Source organism: Bacillota bacterium, assembly GCA_030019365.1.
Classification (GTDB): domain Bacteria; phylum Bacillota; class Sulfobacillia; order JACIYH01; family JACIYH01; genus JACIYH01.
Genome location: JASEFA010000001.1, coordinates 675,472 through 697,036 on the forward strand (window position 1 = coordinate 675,472; position 21,565 = coordinate 697,036).

Here is a 21,565-nt window from a genome sequence, read left to right on the forward strand (position 1 = left end):
GCTCGTTTCGGCCCCAAAAGCTACCCCCCGCCTCCTGCCGATTGTTCCAGCACAAATGGAATTCCTGCTCGAGCCACAAGATGTCGCGCACAGGGCCTCTTGAAGCATGGTCCCCTGAAGCTTCCGCAGCCATTTGGCGAAGGTTATCTGCTGGTGCGGAACCGGGTCCAATCGCTTACCCCCCGTTCAGTCTCTGCAGTTCGTCAAGGATGCGTCTCTCTGCCATCGCAATATACTGCGGGTTGATTTCGATGCCGATGAACTTCCGACCATGCTGGGCAGCAACCAATCCAGTCGTGCCTGAGCCAAAGAAGGGATCCAGTACGTAATCCCCCGGTCCGGACCCCGCCAGGATACACGGTTCAATCAGCCGGGGCGGAAATGTGGCAAAGTGGGCCTCCGGAAACGGTTGCGTGTTTACAGACCAAACGCTTCTCTTGTTCCGGAACCCGCCGGAACCGTTTGGCTCCCGGATAACCTCATGGTCGTAGTAGTATCGCTCGTTCTTTGCGAAGAGAAACAGGTATTCGTGCGCAACAGTCGGACGATCCCTGACACTTTCTGGGATACAGTTGGGTTTGTACCAAATAACGTCACACCTGAGGTACCAGCCTTCCTCCTGAAGGCGGAAGGCCACCCTCCAGGGAATACCAATCAAGTCCTTGGGCTTCAAGCCCCTGGGAGTAGGAGGGCGAAAGGGTAGCCCCCGGACCACATGCCCATTATCGGTTTTCTTATCGGGAGCCCGATAGGCCCTGCCCCCGCTCGTGTAAGCATCTCCCAGGTTGAGCCACAGCGTCCCGTCATCCGCCAGAACCCTTTTCACCTTGTCGAACACCTCAACCAGGCGCTCAATGTAGTCCTCCAGGCTGTCTTCCGTACCGATCTGCCCGTCGGCGTTGTAGTCCCGTAGGCCCCAGTAGGGCGGGGACGTTATGCAGCACCTTGCACAGCCGGCAGGCAGCGCTTCAAGCCATTCCTCAGCCTTTCCGCAGAATATGTAAGAACCGCTCAGTTCCTGAAATTCTCCCACAGGTCGCTCAAAAACCACGTGCATCTCCTCGCCTCCCAAAGGCCCTGGGAGGTTCGTAGTAGTCGTCATGGGGAAAAGCAGCTGTTCGGGATTCCTGTCCATAGGAGTTCCCCCCAATCAAAGCGATACGATTCTCTGCCAGCGCGGCTATCTCCTGTCGCGAGGCTGCCACATATGCTGTACAGGTAAACCAACGCCATCATGGAGGTGCCACAGATGTCCGAACCCAGGATCCCCGATCCCGCTTCCCTGAAGGAGGCCCTGCGCCAGGCCATCGAGAGCGGTCAGCTGGGCCAGCAACTGGAGCAACTCAAGGCCCACACCCAGATGGGACGGGCCCGCCTGGAAGAGGTAGAGTCCTCTCTGGGGTCACTGCGCGACCTGCTGGACACGGTAAGGCAGGATCTTACCGGCGAAAGCGCGCTGCAGGGCTCAACCGCAGACCTCCTGGCCGAGGTCATGCGGCAACCCGCCTTCACCCAGCTGGCCGTGGAGGTGCTCGCCAGGGTCCTGGCGGAGAAGAAAGGCGGCCCGCCCGAGACCGGTCAGGGGTAGCCCCTATTTCTTGATCAGCTGGGCCAGCAACTGGGCAGCCACCTTCTGAAACTGGGGGGAAGAGATGATACCGGCCAGCGCCTCCGCCCCCGGTGCCGGCGAGGATGCGGCGGAAGCCGGCGTCGCCCGCGGCGCGGGCGGCGCGGAACCGGTCTCTGCCGCCGCTGACGGGGGAGATTCCCCGGTGTCCGCAACGGGGCCGGGCGCGGAAGGCCCGGCCGGTAATGCCCGGGTGCGGGCCAGGGCGTGCAGGGCTTCCGCCAGCAGCATCACCTCGGCCAGTTCCTCGGCCATGGCCTGGCAGCGGAGCTTCAGCAGCCCCAGGCAGCAGTCCAGTTCCTCCTCCCGGCTGGCGGGGAACCCCCCGCCAGCGGGATCCGCACTCTCCGCACGAGAATCCCTATTATCCGCACGGGGACGGGACAGGTGACAGCCCACATTCGGCGGGGCTGCGGGGGCACCAGACCCGGCGCCGGTGCGCACCCCCTCCTCGCGGGGGAGCAACTTCTCCAGGTGACAGATCAGATCCCGGCGCCGGGATTCCAGTTCCGCCAGCCGGGCATCCAGCTCCTCTTTCCTCCTGCGGCAGGCCTGCACGGCCTGCTCCACCCCGGCGGTCTCCAACGTCCCGTCCTCCCGCCCCGGTCTCTACCGTTCTATGCCCACAGCGCCAGGGGCGTTCACCAGCCCCGCCCCCTGCTCGTCGGGGCCCAGCGACGGGAGCCCGGCGGCGGTCTCCTTGAGGCGACGCTCCACCTCGTCTCTGCCCAGCCGGGGCCAGCGGGAAAGGACCAGGGCCGCCGTCCCGCTCACGTGCGGTGCTGCCATGGAGGTGCCGCTCAGCTCGCGGTACCCATCTCCGTAAGTGGAGAGGATGCGGGACCCCGGCGCTGCCAGGTCCACCTCGGGACCGCGGCTGCTGTAGCGGGCCAGCGTATCGCCGGCGTCCAGGGCACTGACGGCAATCACACCCGGGTGGGTGGCGGGGTAATCTACCGAGTCAGGACGGCCGTTGTTACCCGCGGCCGCCACCAGCACCAGCCCGGCATCGAGGGCGGCTTGCAGGGCGCGGCCCAGAGCCCGGTTCTTGTTGCCCCCGAAGCTCATGTTGACCACCTGCATGCCGTGCTCGAGGCACCACTGGATGCCGGAGATGATGTTGGAGATGGCCCCCGACCCCTGGCCGTCAAAGGCCTTCACCGAGTATATTTCGGCATCCGGGGCCACGCCCACCACTCCGATCTGATTGTCGCGGGCGGCAATGATTCCCGCCACATGGGTGCCGTGACCGTTGTCATCCTGGGGAGGCTTCCCGGCATCGACCAGGTTGGTACCCCCTCTCACCGCCCCCTTCAGGTCGGGGTGACCGGCGTTGACACCCGTGTCGACGACCGCCACCTTCACCCCCCTTCCCCGGCTCTGCTCCCAGGCGCGGGGCGCTCCCACCCTCTGCACCCCCCACGGCACCGTCTGGTCCGCAGGGACGCTGGGCCTGCGCCACCAGCAGAGGATATGCATGACGCCGTCCTCTTCCACGTCCATGATCTGGGGCGACAGAGCCAGGGCACGGTAGAACTCGGAAGTCGCCCGGGGAAACTCGCACAGAGCCCCGTTTATGAGGGGCAACTCGCCGATGACTTCCCCGCCCAGGGACCTCACCAGGCCCATTCCCTGCGCCAGGGGGACGTCCTTCCAGAACGTTACGATTTTCCGCTCCCGGGGTGGAACCACCCTGCCCCGGCTCCGGGACGCCGCGGCACCCACCACGCCGAGCAGCAGCACACCAGCAATTGGCCACACGGGGAACCCCTCCCGCGTTGACAGAATATGATGTTGCTGCCCCATATCTATGTCAGCGTCAGCAAGGGCGTGCGTTGTCCGCCCGCGCGAGGAGGTGCCGGGTTTGCCGGTCAGCACCGACGACTGGCAGGAAAAGCTGAGGAGACTGGAAGAGGAAATCGCCTGTAGCCGCCAGCGGCGCCTGGAACTGCGGGAGATCTTGGACCGCCTGGAGCAGCTCAAGCGCCAGGTCGACTCCCTTGCCGCCGCTCCTTCGCCACTGCGAACGGGAGAAACCGAAGGCGCACGGGAACTGGCGACCGGCGAAGGCGTGCCGGTCCCGGCTGCCGGCGAAGGCGAAGGCGTGCCGCCGCCGGCACACGGGGAGAGCCCGGAACCGGACGGTGGTTCCGCCCCCGGGGACAACCTGCCCGGTGAGATGCCCGCGATTCCGGGGCAAGGCGGGGAGGACACCGGCGGGTGGAAAGCCAGATGGCGCCAGGCCATTCTGGAGCGCGGTCCCCAGGCACGCCTGGAACGCATGGGGGTGCTCACCGCCACGGTGGCCGGTCAGCTGGGGGCGGTAGAGGGCTCGCTGGAGACGGCCGCCCACTTCTTCGGTGCCGTGGCCTCCCGGCTGGCGACCGAAGAAGGCGGCATCCCCATCCCGGGTCACCTGGTACGGGAAGTCGTCACCTCCGAGTCTTTCCGTCTCCTGGCCGCCCGGCTGCTGGCCCGCTTCCTGCGGCAAACGGGTACCGGGTCTGCACATCCGGCAGCAAGCCCCATATTATGTAGTGAAGCCGGTCACCCGCAGGCCACATCGAGGAGAAAGGAGGTGCAGGCCGTGAAGCCACAGTCGCCCGATCCCGGGTTCTTCTGGTGGATCATCATCATCCTGCTCATCTTCCTGCTGCTGTTCTTCTTCTTCCCCCTCGGAGCAGGAGCAGGCCAGTAAGGCAGGGCAAACCCACCGCTGAACCGGGGGGCAGGTAGCCCCCCGGTTCGCCCTGTTGCGAAGGCGGAGGCATGCCTTGCTAAGGCGGAGCGCGATCTCACGAAGGCGGAGGCGCAGGCGGCGGAGCGGGAACGAAGAACAGGGGTAGCAGGATGAGGAGGAACGCCAGGATCATTACCACGACGAGCAGCCAGTCAATTTGCAAGAGGCGGGCACCTCCTTCCGCCCTCCAACAAGTAGGGGGCAGCCCTTCGCCGCCCCCTACCCGGGTCCCGGGCTCCCCTAGAAGATGATCCAGAGGAGAATGATGATGGGCAGGAAGATGATGAACAGCAGCCACCAGACCAGCCCGGTGGTGTTCATCCCCTTCTTCACGACGCCTCACCTCCTCTCAGGGCATCCAGTGCCGCCAACAGCAAACGCGCATGGAGGGGCAGGAACAGAGCGGCCACGCCCAGGGCAGCAAGCACAATGAGTGCCTCTACCCGGGCCCGGGTGTACCGGCCAGGCTCCTGGAGGGGCCGCTCGGGGGCAATTACCTGCCTGCCCAGCGGATAGAGAGGAATCATGGCACTCAGTACGAAGAGCATGGAGCCGTGCAGCCTTACCAGGTACTCGGTTTCCACCAGGAGACTGCGAACCTGCTGACTTGCCTGGCTCACAGCGGTCATCCTTCCTGCCGGTTACTCGCTACATAATATGCCGGACCGTCCGACCAGGGTACCACGGTTTCCCATGGCACGGTAACGCCCGTCCCCGCATATCAAGGGTAGGGGGATGAGGATGGAGGGCGGGTCGCGCTGGCGCCGGGCATGGCATAGGATGAGGGCGTTCCTGGCCAGGGCGGCACTGCTGCCCCTGGCTCCCCTGCTGGGGTGGGGCCCTTTCACGCACATCGAGGTTGCCCGCCTGGCCTGGCGCAAGGTACGGACATGCCCGGACCTGGCGGCCAACGACCTGGCCGAGCGCCTGCAGGGCCACGAAGAGACCTTCGCCCGCGCCTCCGCCTCGGCCGACGCCATTTCCGCCCACCACGTGCTCAGGCGCTGCCCCCTCTATGACTACATGCACAACTGGATACCGGACAACGCCCACGGCCTGCCGCGATTCGGATACGCCCTGGTGCAGCAGTGTCTGCACGGTCCCCCGGCCGACCTGGCCGTGGCATGCGGGTGGCTGGCCCACCAGATGGCGGACTGGTGGGCCCACTACGCCCCCATCGCCCGGGACGGCACCCCGGCGGGCAACGCCGGCAATCCCGGACTTTTCTCCGGATATGCCAACTCGTTCCGGGTGATCGGTACGGACTTCTACCCGGAAATCCTCGAACACTACCGGGTGCTCGACCACGCCCTGCTGGAGCTGCTCTACGACCTCCTGGTGCTCTACCAGCCCGAGGGCGACAGCCTGCGAGGCGAGCGCCCGGCTCTCTTCGCCCCCGAAGGGGAGAACCCCCTCACCCGCACCTCCGAACGCTGGGCGGCCCGGTTGCCCCGCGTCCCGCCTGCTGTGCTGGGGGAGATGGTGGAGGAATTCGGCCTGGTGATGCAAGGGCTGGTCACCCTATACTCCCTGCTACGCCCCTTCCGGCCGGTGCTTGGGGAGCGCGTCGATCGCCTCATCTCCTTCCGCCAGGTGGGGGCGTCCTACCTGGAACGCTGCGCCGACAAGATCGTGCAGGGGGTGTTCGGGGTCAGCGGGGAGGAAATCGCCCAGTGGGCCTCCCCGGACGTGCTCGCCCCAAAAACCGAACCACCTTACGCCGTCCGTATCTGGCCCATCCCCCGGGGACTGTATCCCGGGACTCCCCTGCTGGAGCTGGCCGGCTGGCTGGGCAACCTGCAAAGCGAGGTGGACACCTCTTTCCTGCCCCGTCTCGTCGAGCTGGCAAGAGGAGAGCCCGCCGGACCTCGCACCCTGGGCCTGGCCTTCCTCCTGGGCCTGACCACCGTTCCATCGACCACCGCCTCACCTGAGGAAGACCGCCTGCCGGCGTGGCTGTATCGCCTGATGCCGCCTGCCATTTCTCTGGCAGGGGTATCGCCCCCCCGGGTCGAGGCCGGGCTGGTCGAAGCCATCAGGGCACGGGAACTGGTAGTAACGTTCGTTCCCGCGGCCCGGACGGACGAGGACCCCACCGATGGCTCCAAGGCCCTGGACCCCACCAGCCTGCAGCTAGTCTTCAACGGATACGATATGGACCTGTATCCGGAATACTTCCGGGTGGAAAAGCACTTCCACGAGGGCAAGATCGTCTGGCATTGCCGCCTGCTGCAAGCGGTCGAGGAAGGCTATCACCAGGTGTGGGCGACCGGCCGGGATCGTTCCGGTATCGCCACCCTGCCCTTCCATTACGTGGTGGATCTCAGTGCGCGGCCCCCGTCGCCATGAGACAGGAGGACTTCCGCCGGGGAACGCCGGTTGCCGCAGATGCTCAGGGCAGCGAATCGAGCTGGGACGCGATGACATCCCATACGCCGGGCTTCTCGAATCCGCGCCGCCAGGAAGCCAGCCCGGCCAGACGGTAACGGGCCGCCAGTCTGACCCGTGCCAGCACGGAGCGCTCGTTCTCCAGCCACACCTGGTAGGCGACCCCGTCCTCCTCCCAGCGGGCATGGTCCTGGCCGGTGGCGGGGTCAAAGCGGGGGACCACCCCCCTCTCCGCCAGGAGAGCTTCCACTTCGGCCATGCCCAGGGCGCGCGAGGTCAGCCTGTACCCCCCACCGGGCTGCCGCTCCACCTTCCACAGGCGCGTGTAGAAGGGGATGCCCAGCAGCAGCTTGCCCGGCGGGACCTCCTCCAGGAGATCGCGGATACCCTTCTCGACCCAGGGCAGGGAGGCCACCGACCCCGCCCGGGCGGAGCCGGCGTAATGCTCATCGTAAGTCATCACCGCCAGGTAGTCGGCGACCCGGGCCAGGGCCCGGCGGTCGAGGAACCCCGACCAGGTGGGGCTGGGGGACTTCACCGTTACATCCACCGACACCACCAGGCCCTCCGGGTGGGCGAGCCGGCCCAGCTCCTCCACGAACCGGACGAAAAGCTGCTTCTCGGAAGGGTACACGTTCTCGAAATCCACGTTGATCCCGTCCAGGGCAAAGAGGCGGCAGTAGAAGAGCAATTGCCTGATCAGGTGGTTCCGTGCTCGCTCCTCCTGGAGCACCTGGCGGGTGAGGTCTGGATCGAAGTCGTTGCCCACCAGCACCCAGACGGCGTATCCCCGTCCGTGCGCCCACCTCACATAGGAGGCGTTACAGCCCGAAGAGAGGGAACCGTCCTCCCCCTTGAGGTACAGCCAGGTGGGGCACACCACATTCACGCCGGGGAGAGGACCGATGCTGTCCAGGTCGGGACCGCCCGGACGGGTGACGTGCTCCCAGGTGAGGCACACCGGGCCACCCGCCCGCACCGGTGCCGGCCGGGGGGGCCGGCCCACCCGGTGCACTCCCGCCCCCTCCACCCTCCCCGCCGGGACGTAGCCGGTGACCCCCTCTTCGGTGCGCACCAGCAACCACCTGCCCACGCGGTCGTAGACGAAGAGAGTGCTTCCGGCCGGCACGGTGGGGCCCGGCCACAGGGGCCATGGTCGGGCCCGGATGCGCACGTCCGCCAGGGCCCGCACCCGGGGGATCTCCCGCTCGGCCCGGTCGATGAGCAGGCGCGAACCCGCCACCTGCACCACGATGCCGTACATCTCCTGGAGGGCCTCGATGGGCACCCGGCCCTCGGGAGCGTAGAACTCGATCGACACGGGCGCGGCCTGGAGGAATTCGGTGGCCTGGGGAGAGGCCATGTCCAGTCGCCAGGGCGAGGTGGAGGTCTGTGCCCTGTCGCCTTCCATGAGGCGGATGGCAGGGTCAAAGTGCTCCCGCACCACCTGCACGGGGAGCCACACTACCCCCCGCCCATCGACCCGCGCCCAACCAATGCGGCGCGCCCCCAGGATGGCCTCCAGCCGCCCGGGGACCGCCGGCCGCTCCCCGCCCCCACGGGTTGCCAGGGGCGTGATCAGCCGCACGGTCAGCACCGCCAGGGCGGCGAGCACCAGCAGCAGGACGGTGAGGGAACGCAGGGCCGGCCTCATCTACAGCTTCTCCCGCCAAAAGCTATGGTCTAACCCGGTTCTCCATTCGGCGCCCGGCCCGGGGTTCCCCCCCCGGCCGCCTTTGCCACTTTCTGCTTACCGACTACCGGCCGGTTCCTCCCTCTGCGACCAGGTGCCTCCACCCCGAGCGCAGGAGCAGGACACACACGCCCAGAAGCAGTCCACCCGCGTGGAAGGGGGCGGCCAGACCCATCCCCTGGCCCACCGCCCCGCCCACCAGGGGGCCCAGCACCGAACCCAGGTATATAAACGAATTGAGGACCCCGAAGGCCCGGCCCCGGGATTCCCGGCCCACGCTGCGGGCGATGAGGGTGTTGCCGGCTACGGTGACACCCGCGTTCCCCAGCCCGAAGAAGAAGCGGAGCACACCCAGGCCCGCGGGCCCGTGGGGCAGGGCCTGCAGGGCGCTGAACAGGGCGGATACCAGCAGGCTGAGCAAGAGCAGCGTGCGGTACCGCAGCCAGCCCAGTCGCACCGCCAGGGGTGAGCCCACCACGGTGGCGATCCCCACCACCGAGAACACGATTCCGGTCACCACCTCGGCCCGCTCGGGCACCATGGCCTCGATCCACAGGGGCAGGGTGGGCTGGGTGACCAGCACAGCCGCCTGGGCCAGCCCCAGCACCGTGAACAGCACCCGCAGGGAGGGCTCGGCCAGGGCACCCCGCACGTCTCCCATGATACTGGAAGCCACCCGGCAGGAGGGCCTCTCTTCGCGCACAGCGATCACCGGAAAGAGGGTGGCCAGCACGAGGAGGAAAGCGGTCACCACCATGCTGGTGCGAATGCCCACCAGCTCGGCCATGATGCCGCCCAGGAGGGGTCCGGTGATGCCGCCCGCCGCGCCGATGGCCTGCACCACCCCCAGCGAAAGGGCCAGCTGCTCTTCGGGACACGTGCAGGAGACCAGCATGACGGCGGCCGGGATGAACCCCGAGACCAGCCCGTTGGCCAGACGGACGACCAGGAGCTGTATGGGATCGGTCACCAGGGCCGTGAGCAGGTACGTGATGGCCATCCCCACGCCGGCCCGCACGATCATGGGTCTCTTCCCATACCGGTCGGCCAGAGACCCCCACACCGGGGCCATCACCCCAGCGGCCAGGAAGGTCACGGAATACGCCAGGCCGGACCACAGGGAGGTGCCGTTCCTGACCCCCAGCTCCCGCAGGAACATGGGCAGAAAGGGGATGACCAGGGAAAAGGCCACCTGGGCCAGGAAGACGCCCCCCGCCACCAGGATGAGGCTGCGGCGCCAGGCCCGGGGGGTCATGCCCGGGCCGGGCAGGTTCGGGGCGGGTGCCGTCACGCCCACCGAAAATCTTCCACTTCGGGGTAACGGGAGAGGGCTACCTTCATGGTCCGGCAGATGCGGTCCAGGCCCGCGGGGGTGGTGGCCTCGCAGCGGGCCACCAGGGCGGGCTGGGTGTTGGAAGCCCGCACCAGTCCCCAGCCGTCCGGGAAGATGACCCGGGCCCCGTCCACGTCTATGACCTGGTGGGTCTGCCGAAAGCGCTCCACCAGGTCGCTTACCACGCCGAACTTGGCCGCGTCCGGACAGGGGATGCGCGTTTCGGCAGTGCAGCAGTACCGGGGTACGTCCGCCAGCAACTCGTGCAGGGCCCGATCGCTGCGGGAAAGGATGCGCAGGAGCCTCCCGGTGGCGTAGAGGGCGTCATCGAACCCGAAGTACTCGTCGGCGAAGAACATGTGCCCGGACATCTCCCCGGTGAACACGGCCCCGATCTCCTTCATGCGCGCCTTGATGAGGGAGTGGCCCGTGCGGGAAAACACGGGCTTGCCCCCCAGCCGCTCGATCTCCTCCACCAGGGCCCGCGAGCACTTGACCTCTACCAGAGCCGTGGCCCCCGGATAGCGGGGAAGGATCTCGCGCCAGAACAGGATCATGAGCGTGTCGCCCCAAACGATGGAGCCATCCCCCGCCACGACCCCCAGGCGGTCGCCGTCACCGTCATATGCCACTCCCAGATCGGCTCCCGACTCCCGCACGGTGTGGATGAGGTCCACCAGGTTGCCGGGCTGGATGGGGTCGGGGTGATGATGGGGAAAGCTGGGGTCAGACTCGCAGTATAAGGGGATCACCTCGCACCCCCAGGCCCGCAGGGCCCGGGGAGCGAAGTGGCTCATGGTGCCGTTGCCGCAGTCCACCACCACCCTGAGACGGCGCGGCCCCAGGGCGATCTTCTCCTTCAGCATCTCCAGGTAGGAGGAAACCACATCCCGCTCTTCCCGTCCACCGGTCGCGGGCTCCTGCCTCCGGGCCACCAGAGGGGTCACGGTGGCCCCGGTAGAGGCAGGGTCGGCATCGGCGCCCATAGTCGGGGCCGCCGCGCCCGTCGTCAGGCTCTCTGCCAGGCGGCGCACCCGCTGGATGTCTTCCCCGTATATGGTGGCGTGACCCTGGGCCAGCTTGAACCCGTTGAACTCGGGCGGGTTGTGGCTGGCGGTCACCATCACGCCCCCGTCAATGCCGTACAGGACGCGTGCGTAGTAGAAGACAGGCGTGCTCACCTCTCCGACGTCCACCACGTCCCGTCCCCCGGCCATTAGACCTTCCTGCACGGCCCGGCTCAGTTCGGGCGAGGAAAGGCGGTTGTCCCTGCCCACCACCACCGGACCCGGGCTCCTCTCCTCATCCAGGAAACGGGCGTAGGCCCGTCCCAGGAGAAAGACCCCCCCGGCATCCAGGTCCCGGCCCACCACCCCCCTCAGGTCATACTCCCGGAATATGTCCGTCGCCAGCCTCATCACCATACCCCCCGGATAACACCCGCTCTTTCCGGCCCCTGATGTTGCGCAGCTCCCGCCGCCCCGAGACGCCGCCCGATCACCGCCTCCTGCGGACGCCGCTCAGGCGGTAGGCCCACCTTCCCAGGCGATACGCCAGAGCCACCCGCCAGTCGGCAAAGGCATACCGGTAGTCCAGGTAATCGCCTCTGAGCCGGCTGCGAGCGCGCAACTCCTCTTCGACGGGAGTGCCCGGGTACACCTCCAGCCGGTTGAGCACGTCCATGCGGCTGTTGAACGCCCGGGACAGGATGCCCGTGCGGGCCAGGAAGGCCAGATTCTCCTCCAGCTCCCCCAGGGTGGTACCGTGGTCGAAGAGGATGAAGCCGGGCACGGCCTCCAGGCCCAGCTCTTCCAGGACACACAGGGCCCGCAGGTTGTCGGCCACCGTGATCCCTTTGCTCATCCTGTCCAGGGCCGCCTGCACCCCCGACTCCATGCCCAGGAACACCCGCCGCAGACCCACCTGCCCCAGGCGGCGAAAAAGCCCGGGCTCCACATCTTCCGGCCGGGCGGAAACCATGAACTCTACCCGCCAGGGCTGTTTCTCCAGAAGATCGGCAAAGGAAAAGGCCCGCTGGCGGCCCTTCTCCCCCGGACCCACCCAGTTGTCGTCCACGAAGTTCACCTGTCCCACCCCGTGGTCGCGCACCAGGCGGCCGAGCTCCTCCACCACGTTCTCCGGGCTCCGCCCCCTCCACCGAGGTCCCCGCCCCAGTCCGTAAAACGCCGCGATGGCGCAAAAACCACAGCGGGCCCAGCACCCACGAGAGGAGTAGACGGCGGCCGGCTCCCCCCGGGCCAGCACGGCCGGAAGCAGATCCCGGTCCGGAAGGGGAAGGCCATCCACGTCCACCAGGGCCCGGCCGGGGGCGAGCGCCGGGGAACCGTCGGCGTCCCGGCGGGCAACCCCCGGGATCTCCAGCGCCGCCGGATCGCCGTCCCGTAACCGATCCACGAGTTCGGCAAAGGTCGCCTCTCCCTCGCCCACCACCACCATGTCCACCCCGGCGGCCTGGCCCAGAAACTCCCGGTAGGCCAGGCTGGGGGTGTACCCTCCTGCCACCACCAGGCCGCGGTACCCACCCCGGCGCAAGAGAACGGCCAGACGGATACCCTCGCGCACCATGCGGGGTAACACCAGGGACAGCCCGATCAGCCCGGGCCGCTCCGCCAGGAGCTGGCGGGCCAGACGCGCGGTATCCCACCCCAGCAGGGTGGCATCATACACCCCTACCTGGTGCCCGCGCTGGCGGAGCACGGCCGCCAGGTACTCCACGCCCAGGGCCTCACCGGCGTCCTCCCGGAAAAGCCGGCGCCGCCGGGGCGGCACCACCAGTGCTACATCAGCTGGCAAGGTTGGTCACCAGATCCCCCACCGGGGCGGGCACCTCCGCCGGTTCCACGTCCACCCCCAGCAGCGCTACCAGCAGGGCCTTCTGAAAATGCATGCGGTTCTCCGCCTGGTCGAAGATGATGGACTGGGGGCCGTCCATGACTTCGTCGGTAGCCTCCAGGCCGCGCGCCGCCGGCAGGCAGTGCATGAAGCGGGCGGTGGGTTTGGCCTTCTTCATCAGGGCGGCGTTCACCTGGTACGGGGCCATGGCCTTCTTGCGCGCCTCCGCCTCGTCCTCCTGGCCCACCCACCACCACAGGTCGGTGTACACGAAGTCGGCGTCCCGTACCGCCTCGACCGGGTCGCTCAGGAACTCGGTCCGGGCCCGCGACTCCCTGCTGTTCTGCCGGGCCAGCTCCCGGATGTCCGGACGCACCGTGTACCCGGGCGGGTTGGCCACGGCCAGGTCGATCCCCAGCTTGCTACAGGTGACCACCAGGGCGTTGCACACGTTGGTAGCATCGCCCAAAAAAGCGAGCTTGACCCCCTCCAGCTTACCCATGGCTTCGCGGATGGTAAAGGCATCGGACATGGTCTGCACCGGGTGGTAGAGGTCAGTCAGGCCGTTGATCACCGGTACCGTGCTCCCCTGGGCCAGCTCCACCAAAGTGGTGTGCCTGTACAGCCGCGCCATGATCCCGTGGACATAGCGGCTCATCACCCGGGCGGTGTCGCCCACGGTCTCGCGTGCCCCCAGGTGGATCTCCCCCGGCTTCAGGTACAGCGTGGTGCCGCCCAGGTCGGACATCCCCACCTCGAAGGACATGCGCGTCCGGGTGGATGGTTCCTCAAAGAGCAGCGCCAGGTGCTTGCCCCGCAGGAGGGGCGTGGGCACCCCCCGGCGCCAGATGTCTTTGATGGCCGCCGCCAGGTCGAGCAGGGCCACCAGCTCCTGGGGACTGTAATCCTGGTCGGTCAGGAAGTCCCTGCCCCGCAGAGTGCGCAGAAGCTGCCAATCCACCAGTACCCCTCCCGTCTCGCTGTGTACTCCGTCTCCAGCGGGACTACCCCCTCCGGCCCGTAGCCCCGGCGGCCCCGCCCTGCGGTCCCCCGGCCCAGGCGGTGGGTGCCCCCGCTTCAGCGTACGTCCTCCCGCCAGCGGTACAGCGGAAAGGTCATGCACCGGGGTCCTCCCGCCCCCTTGAGCAACTCGGGCATCACGAAGGGCATGACCTCTACTCCCCGCTTCTCCAGTTCTTTGCGCGTCTGAAGATTCCTGGTCTCCCCATCCACGAAGATCACCTTGCGCGGGCCCACACACAGCCAGTTGCTGGCCAGGGTGGGATACTCCTCGGGCGGGATGCTGATGACCTCGTACCCCCTGCGCTCCACGAAATCCAGGAATTCCTCCGGGAGCGCCGGGAGGTACGCGGCGGCAATCCCCTCGCCGGCGACGTTGAACACCGTGTCCAGGTGCATCACCTCCCGGTGCAGGGGCACGGGGATGACCCGATCCACCATGGTGCCCTCCATCACCCGCTGGATCTGGCGGAACCCCTCCCGGTTGGTGCGGTAGCTCTGCCCCACCAGCAGCGTCTTCTCGTCCAGGTAGATGATGTCCCCGCCCTCCATACGGCCCTGTCCGTAAACGCGGGCCACCACGGGGATGCCCAGGTGGACCAGCCGTCTCACCACGAACTCCTCTTCGCCCTGCCGGGGGAAATCGCAGTAAGCGATGAATGCCCCATACGGCGTCATGAAGCCGTGGTCCCGGGTGAACCACTCGTTGACGGGGACTCTGGTTTTGGGCTCCCAGTCGTCCAGGTAGTACACCTCGGCCCCCGCCCGCCGCAAGTAGTCCGCCATGGTGTCGTGCTCGCCCTGGGCTCGCCCCAGGTCCGGCTTGGCGTCACATATCCACCTCCAGGGGTAGCGCTCGTCCATCTCTTCCACTTCTTCCCCCGGACGGTGCACCAGCACTCCCGCCAGGTACCCGGTCTCGCTGCGCAGGCCGAAGGGTGCCGGCCGCTCCGGGCCCGCAATGGGACTCCGCTCTCCCAACCCCATCACCGTCCTCCGTATGTATTGCCGCCTCTATTATCTGATCGGGGGCATCTCCGTACACCCGCACTGATGCTCAGATCTGGAAGCCGGCCGGGAAAGGATCATCCTCCTTGACCACCAGGTGGGTTATGCCCATGAGGAAAGATCGGGCCGTCACCTCCGGCACCACCTGCCCACCCGGGCGCACTTCCCGGGCGCGGGCCCGGAAGGCCAGCCCCAGGATGCTCTCGTGCACCACCTCCGCCGCTCGCCCCACCTCCCCCGCACGCCCCAGCTCCCCCCTGGCCAGGAGCAGGGCCAGCCGGGCTGAAATCCCCGTCCCCGACGGGGTACGGCCCATGGTGGCTGGGGCGTAAAAATTGGCTACCCGGAAGCGCGCGGGTCCGGGAAGGCGCTCCCCCACCGTCACCAGGTCAACCTGGCGGCCCTCCACCTGCACCGACCGGGCCGCCTCCCAGAGAGCGGTTCCCATATCCAGGAGATGCGCGCGCGGTTGCCGGTCGAGAGGGACCAGGTCCACCGCCCCGGCGTCGACGAAGGCGTACGCCAGCCCTCCGTATGCCACCTCCGCTGCCACCGTCCGCCCGCCTGCCCGCAGCTGGGCAGGGCCCAGGTAGTACGAGGGGACGTTGGCGACGGTCACCTCCATCACCTCGCCGCCCGTCACCCGCACGCGGGCGTCCACCGGCCCGACCACGGTGTCCAGCCGCACCTCGAACTCGCCCTCCCGGGAAGGCACCATGCCGCTGTCGACCAGGGCGGTGACCGCGCTGAACGTACTGTCGCCACACATGTCGAAGTACCCGCCCGGGTGGAGGAAGATCACCCCGGCGTGGGCATCCGGCCTCACGGGGGGCAGCACCACCGCCCCCAGCATGTTGGTGTGCCCGCGCGGCTCCGCGCACACGATGCTCCGCACCCAGTCCAGGTGCTGGCGGAAGAAAGCCTGCCGGGCGGCCATGTCGGCCCCGGGTACGAACGGTAACCCCGCCAGGACCACCCGGGTGGCCTGGCCGTGGTGATAGTCCATGCAGTAGAGCAGGTGCCTGGCCCGCACCCCATCACCCCCGCCCGCTATTTTGCCAGAGCAGGGGGCGCTTTTCCAGTGTCCGCGGGGCCGCCGGCCGGTACCCGTGCCGCGCGGTCAGGCGCCCGCGCTCTCCAGCAGCCTCCTGCCCCGCTGGGGAGGAACGAGTTCCTGCCCCATCTCGCGCGACCTGGCCGTAGCCCGCCTCACCGCTTCCCGGAGGGCAGCCACGAAGCCCATCTCCTCCAGCACCTTGAGGGCAGCCATGGTGGTGCCATTGGGCGAAGTGACCTTCCGGCGGAGCAGGGCGGGATCCTCCCCCGTCTCCAGAACCATGCGGGCGGCACCCAGCACCGTCTGCCGGGTGAGGAGGCGGCTCACCTCTGGGCTCAACCCCACTTCCACCCCCGCCTCGGCGAGGGCTTCCATGAGGAGGTACACGTAGGCGGGCCCGCTGCCGCTCAACCCGGTCACCGCGTCCAGCCACTCTTCCGGCACGGTCACCACCTCTCCCACAGCGGCGAAGATGGTGCGGGCCACCTCTTGGTGCTCCTCCCGGGCCCACCGCCCCCGGGCGACGGCCGTGGCCGATTCCTTCACGTGACAGGAGGTGTTGGGCATGGCCCTGATCACCGGGATACCCTCACCCAGGCTCTCCTCCACCAGGCCACAGGGGATGCCGGCCACCACCGACAGCACCAGGTGGCGGGGACTCACCAGACCCCTCAGCTGTCCGAGGGCGGCGGGGATATCCGCCGGCTTGGTGGCCAGCACCACCACATCTGCCGACGCGCACACCTCCGCCTTGCTCCGGGTGGTGCGCACTCCCCAGCGCAACGCCATGGCATCCAGCCGATCCTGGCGAGAGCGATTGGTGACCACGATGCTGGGGGCAAACGTCACCCCCGCCGTCAGCAATCCGGCCACCATGGCCTCGGCCATGGAGCCCGCTCCGATGAAACCCATCCGCCGCCACTTTTCCGGCAACATCCTTTTCACCCCCGCAGTTCTCCGGGAAACGAAAATCCCTTCCGCCCCAAGGGCGAAAGGGATGCTTCCGCGGTACCACCTTGCTTGGTCCCTCTGCAGGACCCGCTCCACCCGGCACAACCGGACGCGGAGCCCGGTGATGCCTGCCCCTTCTAACGGAGGGATGCGGCCGGCTCCTCGCCAGCAGCTCCGGGGCGGGTTCGAACCGGCACGACCGCCCGCCTTGCAGCCAGGGGCGGGCTCTCTGCGGGGTCGGCTGGGGTCCTACTGCTCCCCTTCACAGCCCGATGCTGCTTTGCCGCATTGTATCGCGCTCTCCCCTCCCTGTCAATACGTACGTGCGTCCGCTGCGCGTGCCCGAGTCAATGGCGGCCTCGCCCCCGTGCGTGGCGGACGCAGCATGAAGGGGGCCGGGGAAGCCATAAGCATAGAGGGTGCGGGGGAACCATCGTGGACGAGCACCGCGAGGGCACCGGCGCCCTGTTTGCCGCGCACACGAGCGCCCGGGTGGTGGACTTTCTCTACCGGATCCTCATCGTGCGGGCGGCCGGCGCGGCGGCCGTGGGGGCGCTGGGCGTGATCGGCTCGCTGTACGGCCTGCTGGTGACGGTGGCCAGTGCCGGCATCCCGGCGGCCGTTACCAACCTGACGGCCGAAAAGACGGCCCGGGGCGACCGGGCCGGCCTGGAGCGCACCCTCTCCCTGTCCTTCCTGATCACGGGGGGGTTGGGGGTGCTGCTGGGCGCCGGGCTGATGGCCACCAGCCGGCCGGCTGCCCGCCTGCTCTTCCACGACCCCTCCCTCCACCTGCCCATCCTGGCTCTGGCGCCGGCGGTGGCCATCGTGCCGGTCTCCGGTGTCTACCGGGCCTACCTCCAGGGCCGTTACTTCACCTACCCGACCGCCCGCGCCCGTCTGGTGGAAGCCCTGGCGCAGACGGCGTTCGGGCTCTCCGCCCTGACCCTGGCCGGACCCCTGCCCCTGGCGGCCGCCACCACCATCCTGGCCTGCGCCATCACCGGGGGGGAAGCAGCGGGCCTGCTCTCCGTGTACGCCTCCTTCCAGCGGGTCCACGCACAACCCTCACCGGTGCGGCGAGAGGGCGTGGCCAGGAGGGCAGGCGCCAGGGCGCCTCTCCGGAAGGAGCAGCTGCCCGGAAGTAACGCTCATGCAGCGCGGCTCCGGGATGACCTGGGGACCATGGCCCGCTTCGCCTGGGCCTCCACCAGCGTGAGGCTAGTGGCCATGGCATCCGGCGCCATCAGCGCGGCCATGATCCCCGCCCTGCTGCGGGCGGCCGGCCACGCACCCGACCGGGCCCTGGCCCTGTACGGGCAGTTCGGAGGCATGGCGGCACAGATCGCCTTCTTCCCCGCCACCCTGGTGTGGGCCTTCACCTTCAACCTCACGCCCGGTCTCTCTGCCTGCCGCAGCCGGGGTGACACCCGTAGTGCCCCCCGCCTGGTGGAAGACTCCCTCTATCAGGCCTGGATGCTGGCCCTTCCCGCCGCCGCGTGCACCTTCCTGCTGGCGGAGCCGCTGTGCCGTTTCGCCTTCGGCACCGGGGAACCCGCCCTGCTCCTCATCATCCTCTCGGCAGTGGCACCCCTGGTCACCGTCGACCAGGTGATGACCGCCTCCCTGCACGGCTGGTCCGAACCGGGCCTGGCCTTCCGCAACTTCGCTGTGGGCGAAGTCATCAACCTGGGCCTCACCTACCTGCTGGTTCCCCGGTTGGGGCTGCCAGGGGCAGCGGTGGCCATCGGGGCCGGTACCCTGATCGAGGCCCTGTGGGACTGGCAGACCGTGGCCCGCCTGCTGGGGCGCCCGCCCTCCCTCCGCCGGCCGGCCGCGCGAGCCGGCCTTCCCGCCGCCCTGTCCGGCCTGGCGGCCTACCTGGCGCACCGGGCGGCTGTCCCCACCCTGGGCAACGCCGCCGCCACCCTGCTGGCCCTCGCCACCGCCACCCTGGTGGTAGTGGCCCTCGTCCGTCTCGCCCGCGATACCCGCCGCAGGCCTTGACTGCCCACCCGCGCGCGGATACGGTAATAAGTGCTTCACCAATCATGAACGGGTGATTCGCTGTGCAGGCTCTGCCGCCCGCTACCGCAGGGGAAAGGCTGCCCCGGGAGTTCTATGCCCGGCACGGGCTGGAAGTGGCGCCCGAACTCCTGGGCACGATCCTCGTCCACCAGACGCCCGCAGGGACGACGGCCGGCCGTATCGTCGAGGTAGAGGCGTACATCGGGCCCGGGGACCGGGCCTGTCACGCCTTCGGGAGCCGCCGCACCCGGCGCAACGACGTCATGTGGGGTCCCCCCGGCCACGCCTACGTCTACTTCACCTACGGGATGCACCACTGCCTCAACGTGGTATGCGCCCAGGAGGGAGTCCCCCACGCCGTCCTGGTGCGCGGGATGGAACCGGTGGCGGGCGTGGAACTGATGGCGGCCCGCCGGGGCCTGGCGAGCGACGACTGGCACCGGCTGGGGGCGGGGCCGGCCCGGCTCTGCCAGGCCATGGGTATTACCCTGGCGCAGAACGGGGCCGATCTGGTGCAGGGCCCCCTGTATATCATCCGGCCCGCAGAAGCGCCCGTGCAGGCCGTGGCGTGCGGCCCCCGCATAGGGATCGACTACGCTGAAGAGGCCCGGGATTACCCCTGGCGCTTCTATGTGCCGGGCAGCCCGGGAGTGTCGCACCCCGGAAGGACGCCGCGGCGAAGCGGGCGCCCTCAGAGGGCACGGTAGTAAAGCTTTCCCCCGATTTCCTCCTTCGCCGCCTCCCCCCGTTCTTCCAGCAGGTCCAGGTACCCCATGACCTCCCACAGCCCCGACATCAGCTCCACCCAGCTCAGATGGGGGTACAGGTTGAGACATACCTGGTAGGGGGTCTTTTCACCCTCCATGAGCAGGCCCCCCACCGCTTCCGTGCGTCCGCGCAGGTAGCGCAGACGAGAGGCGGCGAACGAAGCAGGTGCGGCGACCGGTTCCCCGTGGCCCGGCAGCACCCGCTCGACCCCCAACTGCCGGATGCGCTCCAGGCTTTCCATCTGCCGGGTCAGGCTGCGGTACCATCCCTCTCCGGCAGGCGCGGGCTCGATCAGGCTGTGACCGTAAGCGTCAAGCAGTAGAGCATCGCCGCCCAGGCAGGTGCCATCCTCCCGGCGCCAGAAGGCCGTGGAACAGGAAGAGTGACCGGGAAGAGACACCACCTCCCACTCGGCGTCCCCCATGCGGACCGTGGTTTGGGGTTCGAGCCAGCCGTCCGGGCCCGACTCCACCTGGAAGTCGGCCAGCCCGAAGCGGGTCTTCTTCAGCTGGCGAAAGACTTCGCCTGGTACCCCGGCCCGGGGCAAGAAGCCAGCAAGGAACTCCTCCCACTCCTCGGCCCTGCCCGGTGCCAGCCAGCGAGAGGCTGTCCGGGGAGCCAGCATCCTGACTCCAAATCGGCTGCGCAGGCGCTCGCCCAGCCCGAAATGATCCGGGTGAGCATGGGTGATCACCACCTGCCAGGACCGGCCGGTGCCCAGCCCCTGCTCTTCCAGGAAGCGCACCAGGGCAGCCCAGGCATCCTCGGTGGGCGGACCGGTATCCACCAGGGTGGGCAACTGGCCCTGAACCAGGTAGCAGTTGACCGGACCCACCGGGTAGGGGGTGGGCAGCCGCAGGGATACCACTCCGGCCGGGATGAGATCCTGCACCCTCCTCGCTCCTTCCCTGATTCATGCTGGCGTTCCATAAGCTGGCATCTCGTATTTTACCACGAAAACACGCCCGCAGCCACAGCATGCGCCGCAAGCTGCACTCGCCGCAGTGGTGGTACGGTCTTACACCCACCAGGATGTACCCCCCGGCAGCGTCATCTCCAGGTACCCGGCCGTCCCCCGCAGCAGCATCTGGAGCAGGACGAGAACCCCCGAGCCCAGGGCCGGCAGCACACCTGGGCTTCCGGGCTACGCTGGCGTGCCCCCTTCACCCGCTCGCATCCGCCTCGATGCCTGTCGCCCGCAACTCATCCGCAATGGCACCTGCGATCTCGCGGGTACTGCCGTGGCGGCTCGCGACGGCTACCAGTACCTTCATCCATACCACATCCTTGGCCTGGGGCATACCCACTCTCTCAGCGCCTGCGTGCTGCGCGTCGCTGGCTGAGGTGAACATCACCTTCCCCGATCTGGCCGGTCGTTGGCCGCCGGAAGACGTCGAGCATAAGCCGGCCCGTGCCACAAATGGCCAGGTCGTTGGAGTAAAGAGGCGCGGCGTTACTTAATCGAACCCGCGGCACGCAGCAACGTAAGCCCCAACCTCGCTTCGATAAGGCCAAGGACGAAATAGAGAAGGTGTACCCAGGAGAATCCAATCCACCACACCTGCAAAACGATCCACAGCATGAGGAATATACCCAGGCCGGTGGCAAGAACACCTGCAAACGCCTGCTGGTAGAAGGAAGCCCAGGCGCCCACCAGGCTTCCAACGCCGTTAACCAGGAGGAGTACGAGGCCAGGGACGAGGTAATCTCTGAACGGGGTGCCCTCGAGCAGCGCAAGCGGAATCCCCAGGACTCCTCCCGTACGGTCCAAAACGAGGGCGCAGCCGCCCGCCACTGCCCCCAGACCGATGAACACCTGCAGCGCTCCTAAGCCGCGCGCAAGGCGTGTCCCACGTTTGGTGGTGAAGTCCATGGCTAGCTCCCTTTCTCACCAGACATATCGGCCACCGGCAGACGCATTATCACACTCAAGGCAGGGGCTGCGAAGGCTCTGCAACCGAACGACCAGCTGAATACAAGTGGTAGTCTTGCATCAGTGCGTAATGCAAGCCATGTCGGCGCTCACGCATTCACCCACCCCCCGGCTCAAAGGTACGTCTGGTCTTAGTACTGACCAGCCCGACCGGCAGCGGGCGCGC

Annotated in this window: 19 protein-coding genes and 1 pseudogene; 5 read left to right on the forward strand and 15 right to left on the reverse strand. The window is 68.0% G+C overall.

Going from position 1 to position 21,565, the window contains the following annotated elements:
* Positions 1-175: 175 nt before the first annotated feature.
* Positions 176-1,135 carry a site-specific DNA-methyltransferase gene (locus tag QME70_03200; protein ID MDI6893616.1) on the reverse strand — a complete coding sequence of 320 codons (960 nt, stop codon included), beginning with the start codon at positions 1,133-1,135 and terminating at the stop codon, positions 176-178.
* A gap of 114 nt (positions 1,136-1,249) precedes the next feature.
* On the opposite strand from QME70_03200, the gene QME70_03205 reads away from it, so the two are divergent.
* Complete coding sequence (locus QME70_03205; protein MDI6893617.1) at positions 1,250-1,588, forward strand: hypothetical protein; 339 nt, start codon at positions 1,250-1,252, stop codon at positions 1,586-1,588.
* 3 nt (positions 1,589-1,591) lie between these two features.
* Here QME70_03205 and QME70_03210 read toward each other — a convergent pair whose 3' ends face one another.
* Together QME70_03210 and QME70_03215 are read right to left on the reverse strand one after the other, a co-directional pair.
* Positions 1,592-2,212: a hypothetical protein gene (locus tag QME70_03210; GenBank protein MDI6893618.1), complete on the reverse strand. Its 621-nt coding sequence runs from the start codon at positions 2,210-2,212 to the stop codon at positions 1,592-1,594.
* 24 nt (positions 2,213-2,236) lie between these two features.
* Positions 2,237-3,388, reverse strand: coding sequence for a S8 family peptidase (locus QME70_03215; GenBank protein MDI6893619.1), 1,152 nt, complete (start codon positions 3,386-3,388; stop codon positions 2,237-2,239).
* Between the two features lie 103 nt (positions 3,389-3,491).
* Here QME70_03215 and QME70_03220 point away from each other — a divergent pair, with 103 nt between their 5' ends.
* Positions 3,492-4,325 carry a hypothetical protein gene (locus QME70_03220; GenBank protein ID MDI6893620.1) on the forward strand — a complete coding sequence of 278 codons (834 nt, stop codon included), beginning with the start codon at positions 3,492-3,494 and terminating at the stop codon, positions 4,323-4,325.
* Between the two features lie 371 nt (positions 4,326-4,696).
* On the opposite strand, the gene QME70_03225 is transcribed toward QME70_03220, so the two are convergent.
* Positions 4,697-4,987, reverse strand: coding sequence for a hypothetical protein (locus tag QME70_03225; protein ID MDI6893621.1), 291 nt, complete (start codon positions 4,985-4,987; stop codon positions 4,697-4,699).
* Between the two features lie 160 nt (positions 4,988-5,147).
* Here QME70_03225 and QME70_03230 point away from each other — a divergent pair, with 160 nt between their 5' ends.
* Complete coding sequence (locus QME70_03230) at positions 5,148-6,716, forward strand: hypothetical protein (protein MDI6893622.1); 1,569 nt, start codon at positions 5,148-5,150, stop codon at positions 6,714-6,716.
* Between the two features lie 43 nt (positions 6,717-6,759).
* Here the strand turns inward: QME70_03230 and QME70_03235 are convergent, their stop codons facing one another.
* The 8 genes from QME70_03235 to proC all read right to left on the reverse strand — a co-directional run bounded on the left by QME70_03235 (position 6,760) and on the right by proC (position 16,655).
* The gene (locus tag QME70_03235) at positions 6,760-8,409 is read right to left on the reverse strand and encodes a glycosyl hydrolase family 18 protein (GenBank protein ID MDI6893623.1); all 1,650 of its coding nucleotides are present in this window, start codon (positions 8,407-8,409) and stop codon (positions 6,760-6,762) included.
* A 103-nt stretch (positions 8,410-8,512) separates the two neighbouring features.
* The gene (locus QME70_03240) at positions 8,513-9,745 is read right to left on the reverse strand and encodes an MFS transporter (protein MDI6893624.1); all 1,233 of its coding nucleotides are present in this window, start codon (positions 9,743-9,745) and stop codon (positions 8,513-8,515) included.
* Positions 9,736-11,199 (reverse strand): phosphomannomutase/phosphoglucomutase, encoded by a 1,464-nt coding sequence (locus tag QME70_03245; protein MDI6893625.1) that lies wholly within the window; start codon positions 11,197-11,199, stop codon positions 9,736-9,738. Before QME70_03245 ends, QME70_03240 begins: the two co-directional genes overlap by 10 nt.
* A 79-nt stretch (positions 11,200-11,278) precedes the next feature.
* Positions 11,279-12,595: a radical SAM protein gene (locus QME70_03250; GenBank protein ID MDI6893626.1), complete on the reverse strand. Its 1,317-nt coding sequence runs from the start codon at positions 12,593-12,595 to the stop codon at positions 11,279-11,281.
* Positions 12,585-13,595, reverse strand: a complete 1,011-nt coding sequence (gene argF, locus QME70_03255; protein ID MDI6893627.1) for an ornithine carbamoyltransferase — start codon at positions 13,593-13,595, stop codon at positions 12,585-12,587. The genes QME70_03250 and argF overlap by 11 nt, the downstream gene beginning before the upstream one ends.
* Positions 13,596-13,711: 116 nt before the next feature.
* On the reverse strand, positions 13,712-14,641 hold the full coding sequence (locus QME70_03260; protein ID MDI6893628.1) for an arginine deiminase family protein: 930 nt from the start codon (positions 14,639-14,641) through the stop codon (positions 13,712-13,714).
* A gap of 70 nt (positions 14,642-14,711) precedes the next feature.
* Complete coding sequence (locus tag QME70_03265) at positions 14,712-15,695, reverse strand: proline racemase family protein (GenBank protein MDI6893629.1); 984 nt, start codon at positions 15,693-15,695, stop codon at positions 14,712-14,714.
* An 87-nt stretch (positions 15,696-15,782) separates the two neighbouring features.
* Positions 15,783-16,655 carry a pyrroline-5-carboxylate reductase gene (gene proC / locus QME70_03270; protein MDI6893630.1) on the reverse strand — a complete coding sequence of 291 codons (873 nt, stop codon included), beginning with the start codon at positions 16,653-16,655 and terminating at the stop codon, positions 15,783-15,785.
* Between the two features lie 450 nt (positions 16,656-17,105).
* On the opposite strand from proC, the gene QME70_03275 reads away from it, so the two are divergent.
* Positions 17,106-18,677 (forward strand): oligosaccharide flippase family protein, encoded by a 1,572-nt coding sequence (locus QME70_03275; protein MDI6893631.1) that lies wholly within the window; start codon positions 17,106-17,108, stop codon positions 18,675-18,677.
* 71 nt (positions 18,678-18,748) lie between these two features.
* Complete coding sequence (locus QME70_03280) at positions 18,749-19,405, forward strand: DNA-3-methyladenine glycosylase (protein ID MDI6893632.1); 657 nt, start codon at positions 18,749-18,751, stop codon at positions 19,403-19,405.
* On the opposite strand, the gene QME70_03285 is transcribed toward QME70_03280, so the two are convergent.
* The 3 genes and pseudogenes from QME70_03285 to QME70_03295 all read right to left on the reverse strand — a co-directional run bounded on the left by QME70_03285 (position 19,390) and on the right by QME70_03295 (position 21,282).
* Positions 19,390-20,358 carry an MBL fold metallo-hydrolase gene (locus QME70_03285; protein ID MDI6893633.1) on the reverse strand — a complete coding sequence of 323 codons (969 nt, stop codon included), beginning with the start codon at positions 20,356-20,358 and terminating at the stop codon, positions 19,390-19,392. The two genes, QME70_03280 and QME70_03285, sit on opposite strands and share 16 nt — an antisense overlap.
* 286 nt (positions 20,359-20,644) lie before the next feature.
* Positions 20,645-20,740 (reverse strand): annotated as a pseudogene (locus QME70_03290) (flavodoxin).
* A gap of 179 nt (positions 20,741-20,919) precedes the next feature.
* Complete coding sequence (locus QME70_03295) at positions 20,920-21,282, reverse strand: hypothetical protein (protein ID MDI6893634.1); 363 nt, start codon at positions 21,280-21,282, stop codon at positions 20,920-20,922.
* Between the last annotated feature and the right edge of the window lie 283 nt (positions 21,283-21,565).

Coding starts and splice junctions, on each gene's coding strand:
- QME70_03230 (MDI6893622.1), top strand. CDS start 5,148: ATGAGGGCGTTCCTGGCCAGGGCGGCACTGCTGCCCCTGGCTCCCCTG.
- QME70_03235 (MDI6893623.1), bottom strand. CDS start 8,409: ATGAGGCCGGCCCTGCGTTCCCTCACCGTCCTGCTGCTGGTGCTCGCC.
- QME70_03200 (MDI6893616.1), bottom strand. CDS start 1,135: ATGGACAGGAATCCCGAACAGCTGCTTTTCCCCATGACGACTACTACG.
- QME70_03205 (MDI6893617.1), top strand. CDS start 1,250: ATGTCCGAACCCAGGATCCCCGATCCCGCTTCCCTGAAGGAGGCCCTG.
- QME70_03260 (MDI6893628.1), bottom strand. CDS start 14,641: ATGGGGTTGGGAGAGCGGAGTCCCATTGCGGGCCCGGAGCGGCCGGCA.
- proC (MDI6893630.1), bottom strand. CDS start 16,655: ATGTTGCCGGAAAAGTGGCGGCGGATGGGTTTCATCGGAGCGGGCTCC.
- QME70_03245 (MDI6893625.1), bottom strand. CDS start 11,199: ATGAGGCTGGCGACGGACATATTCCGGGAGTATGACCTGAGGGGGGTG.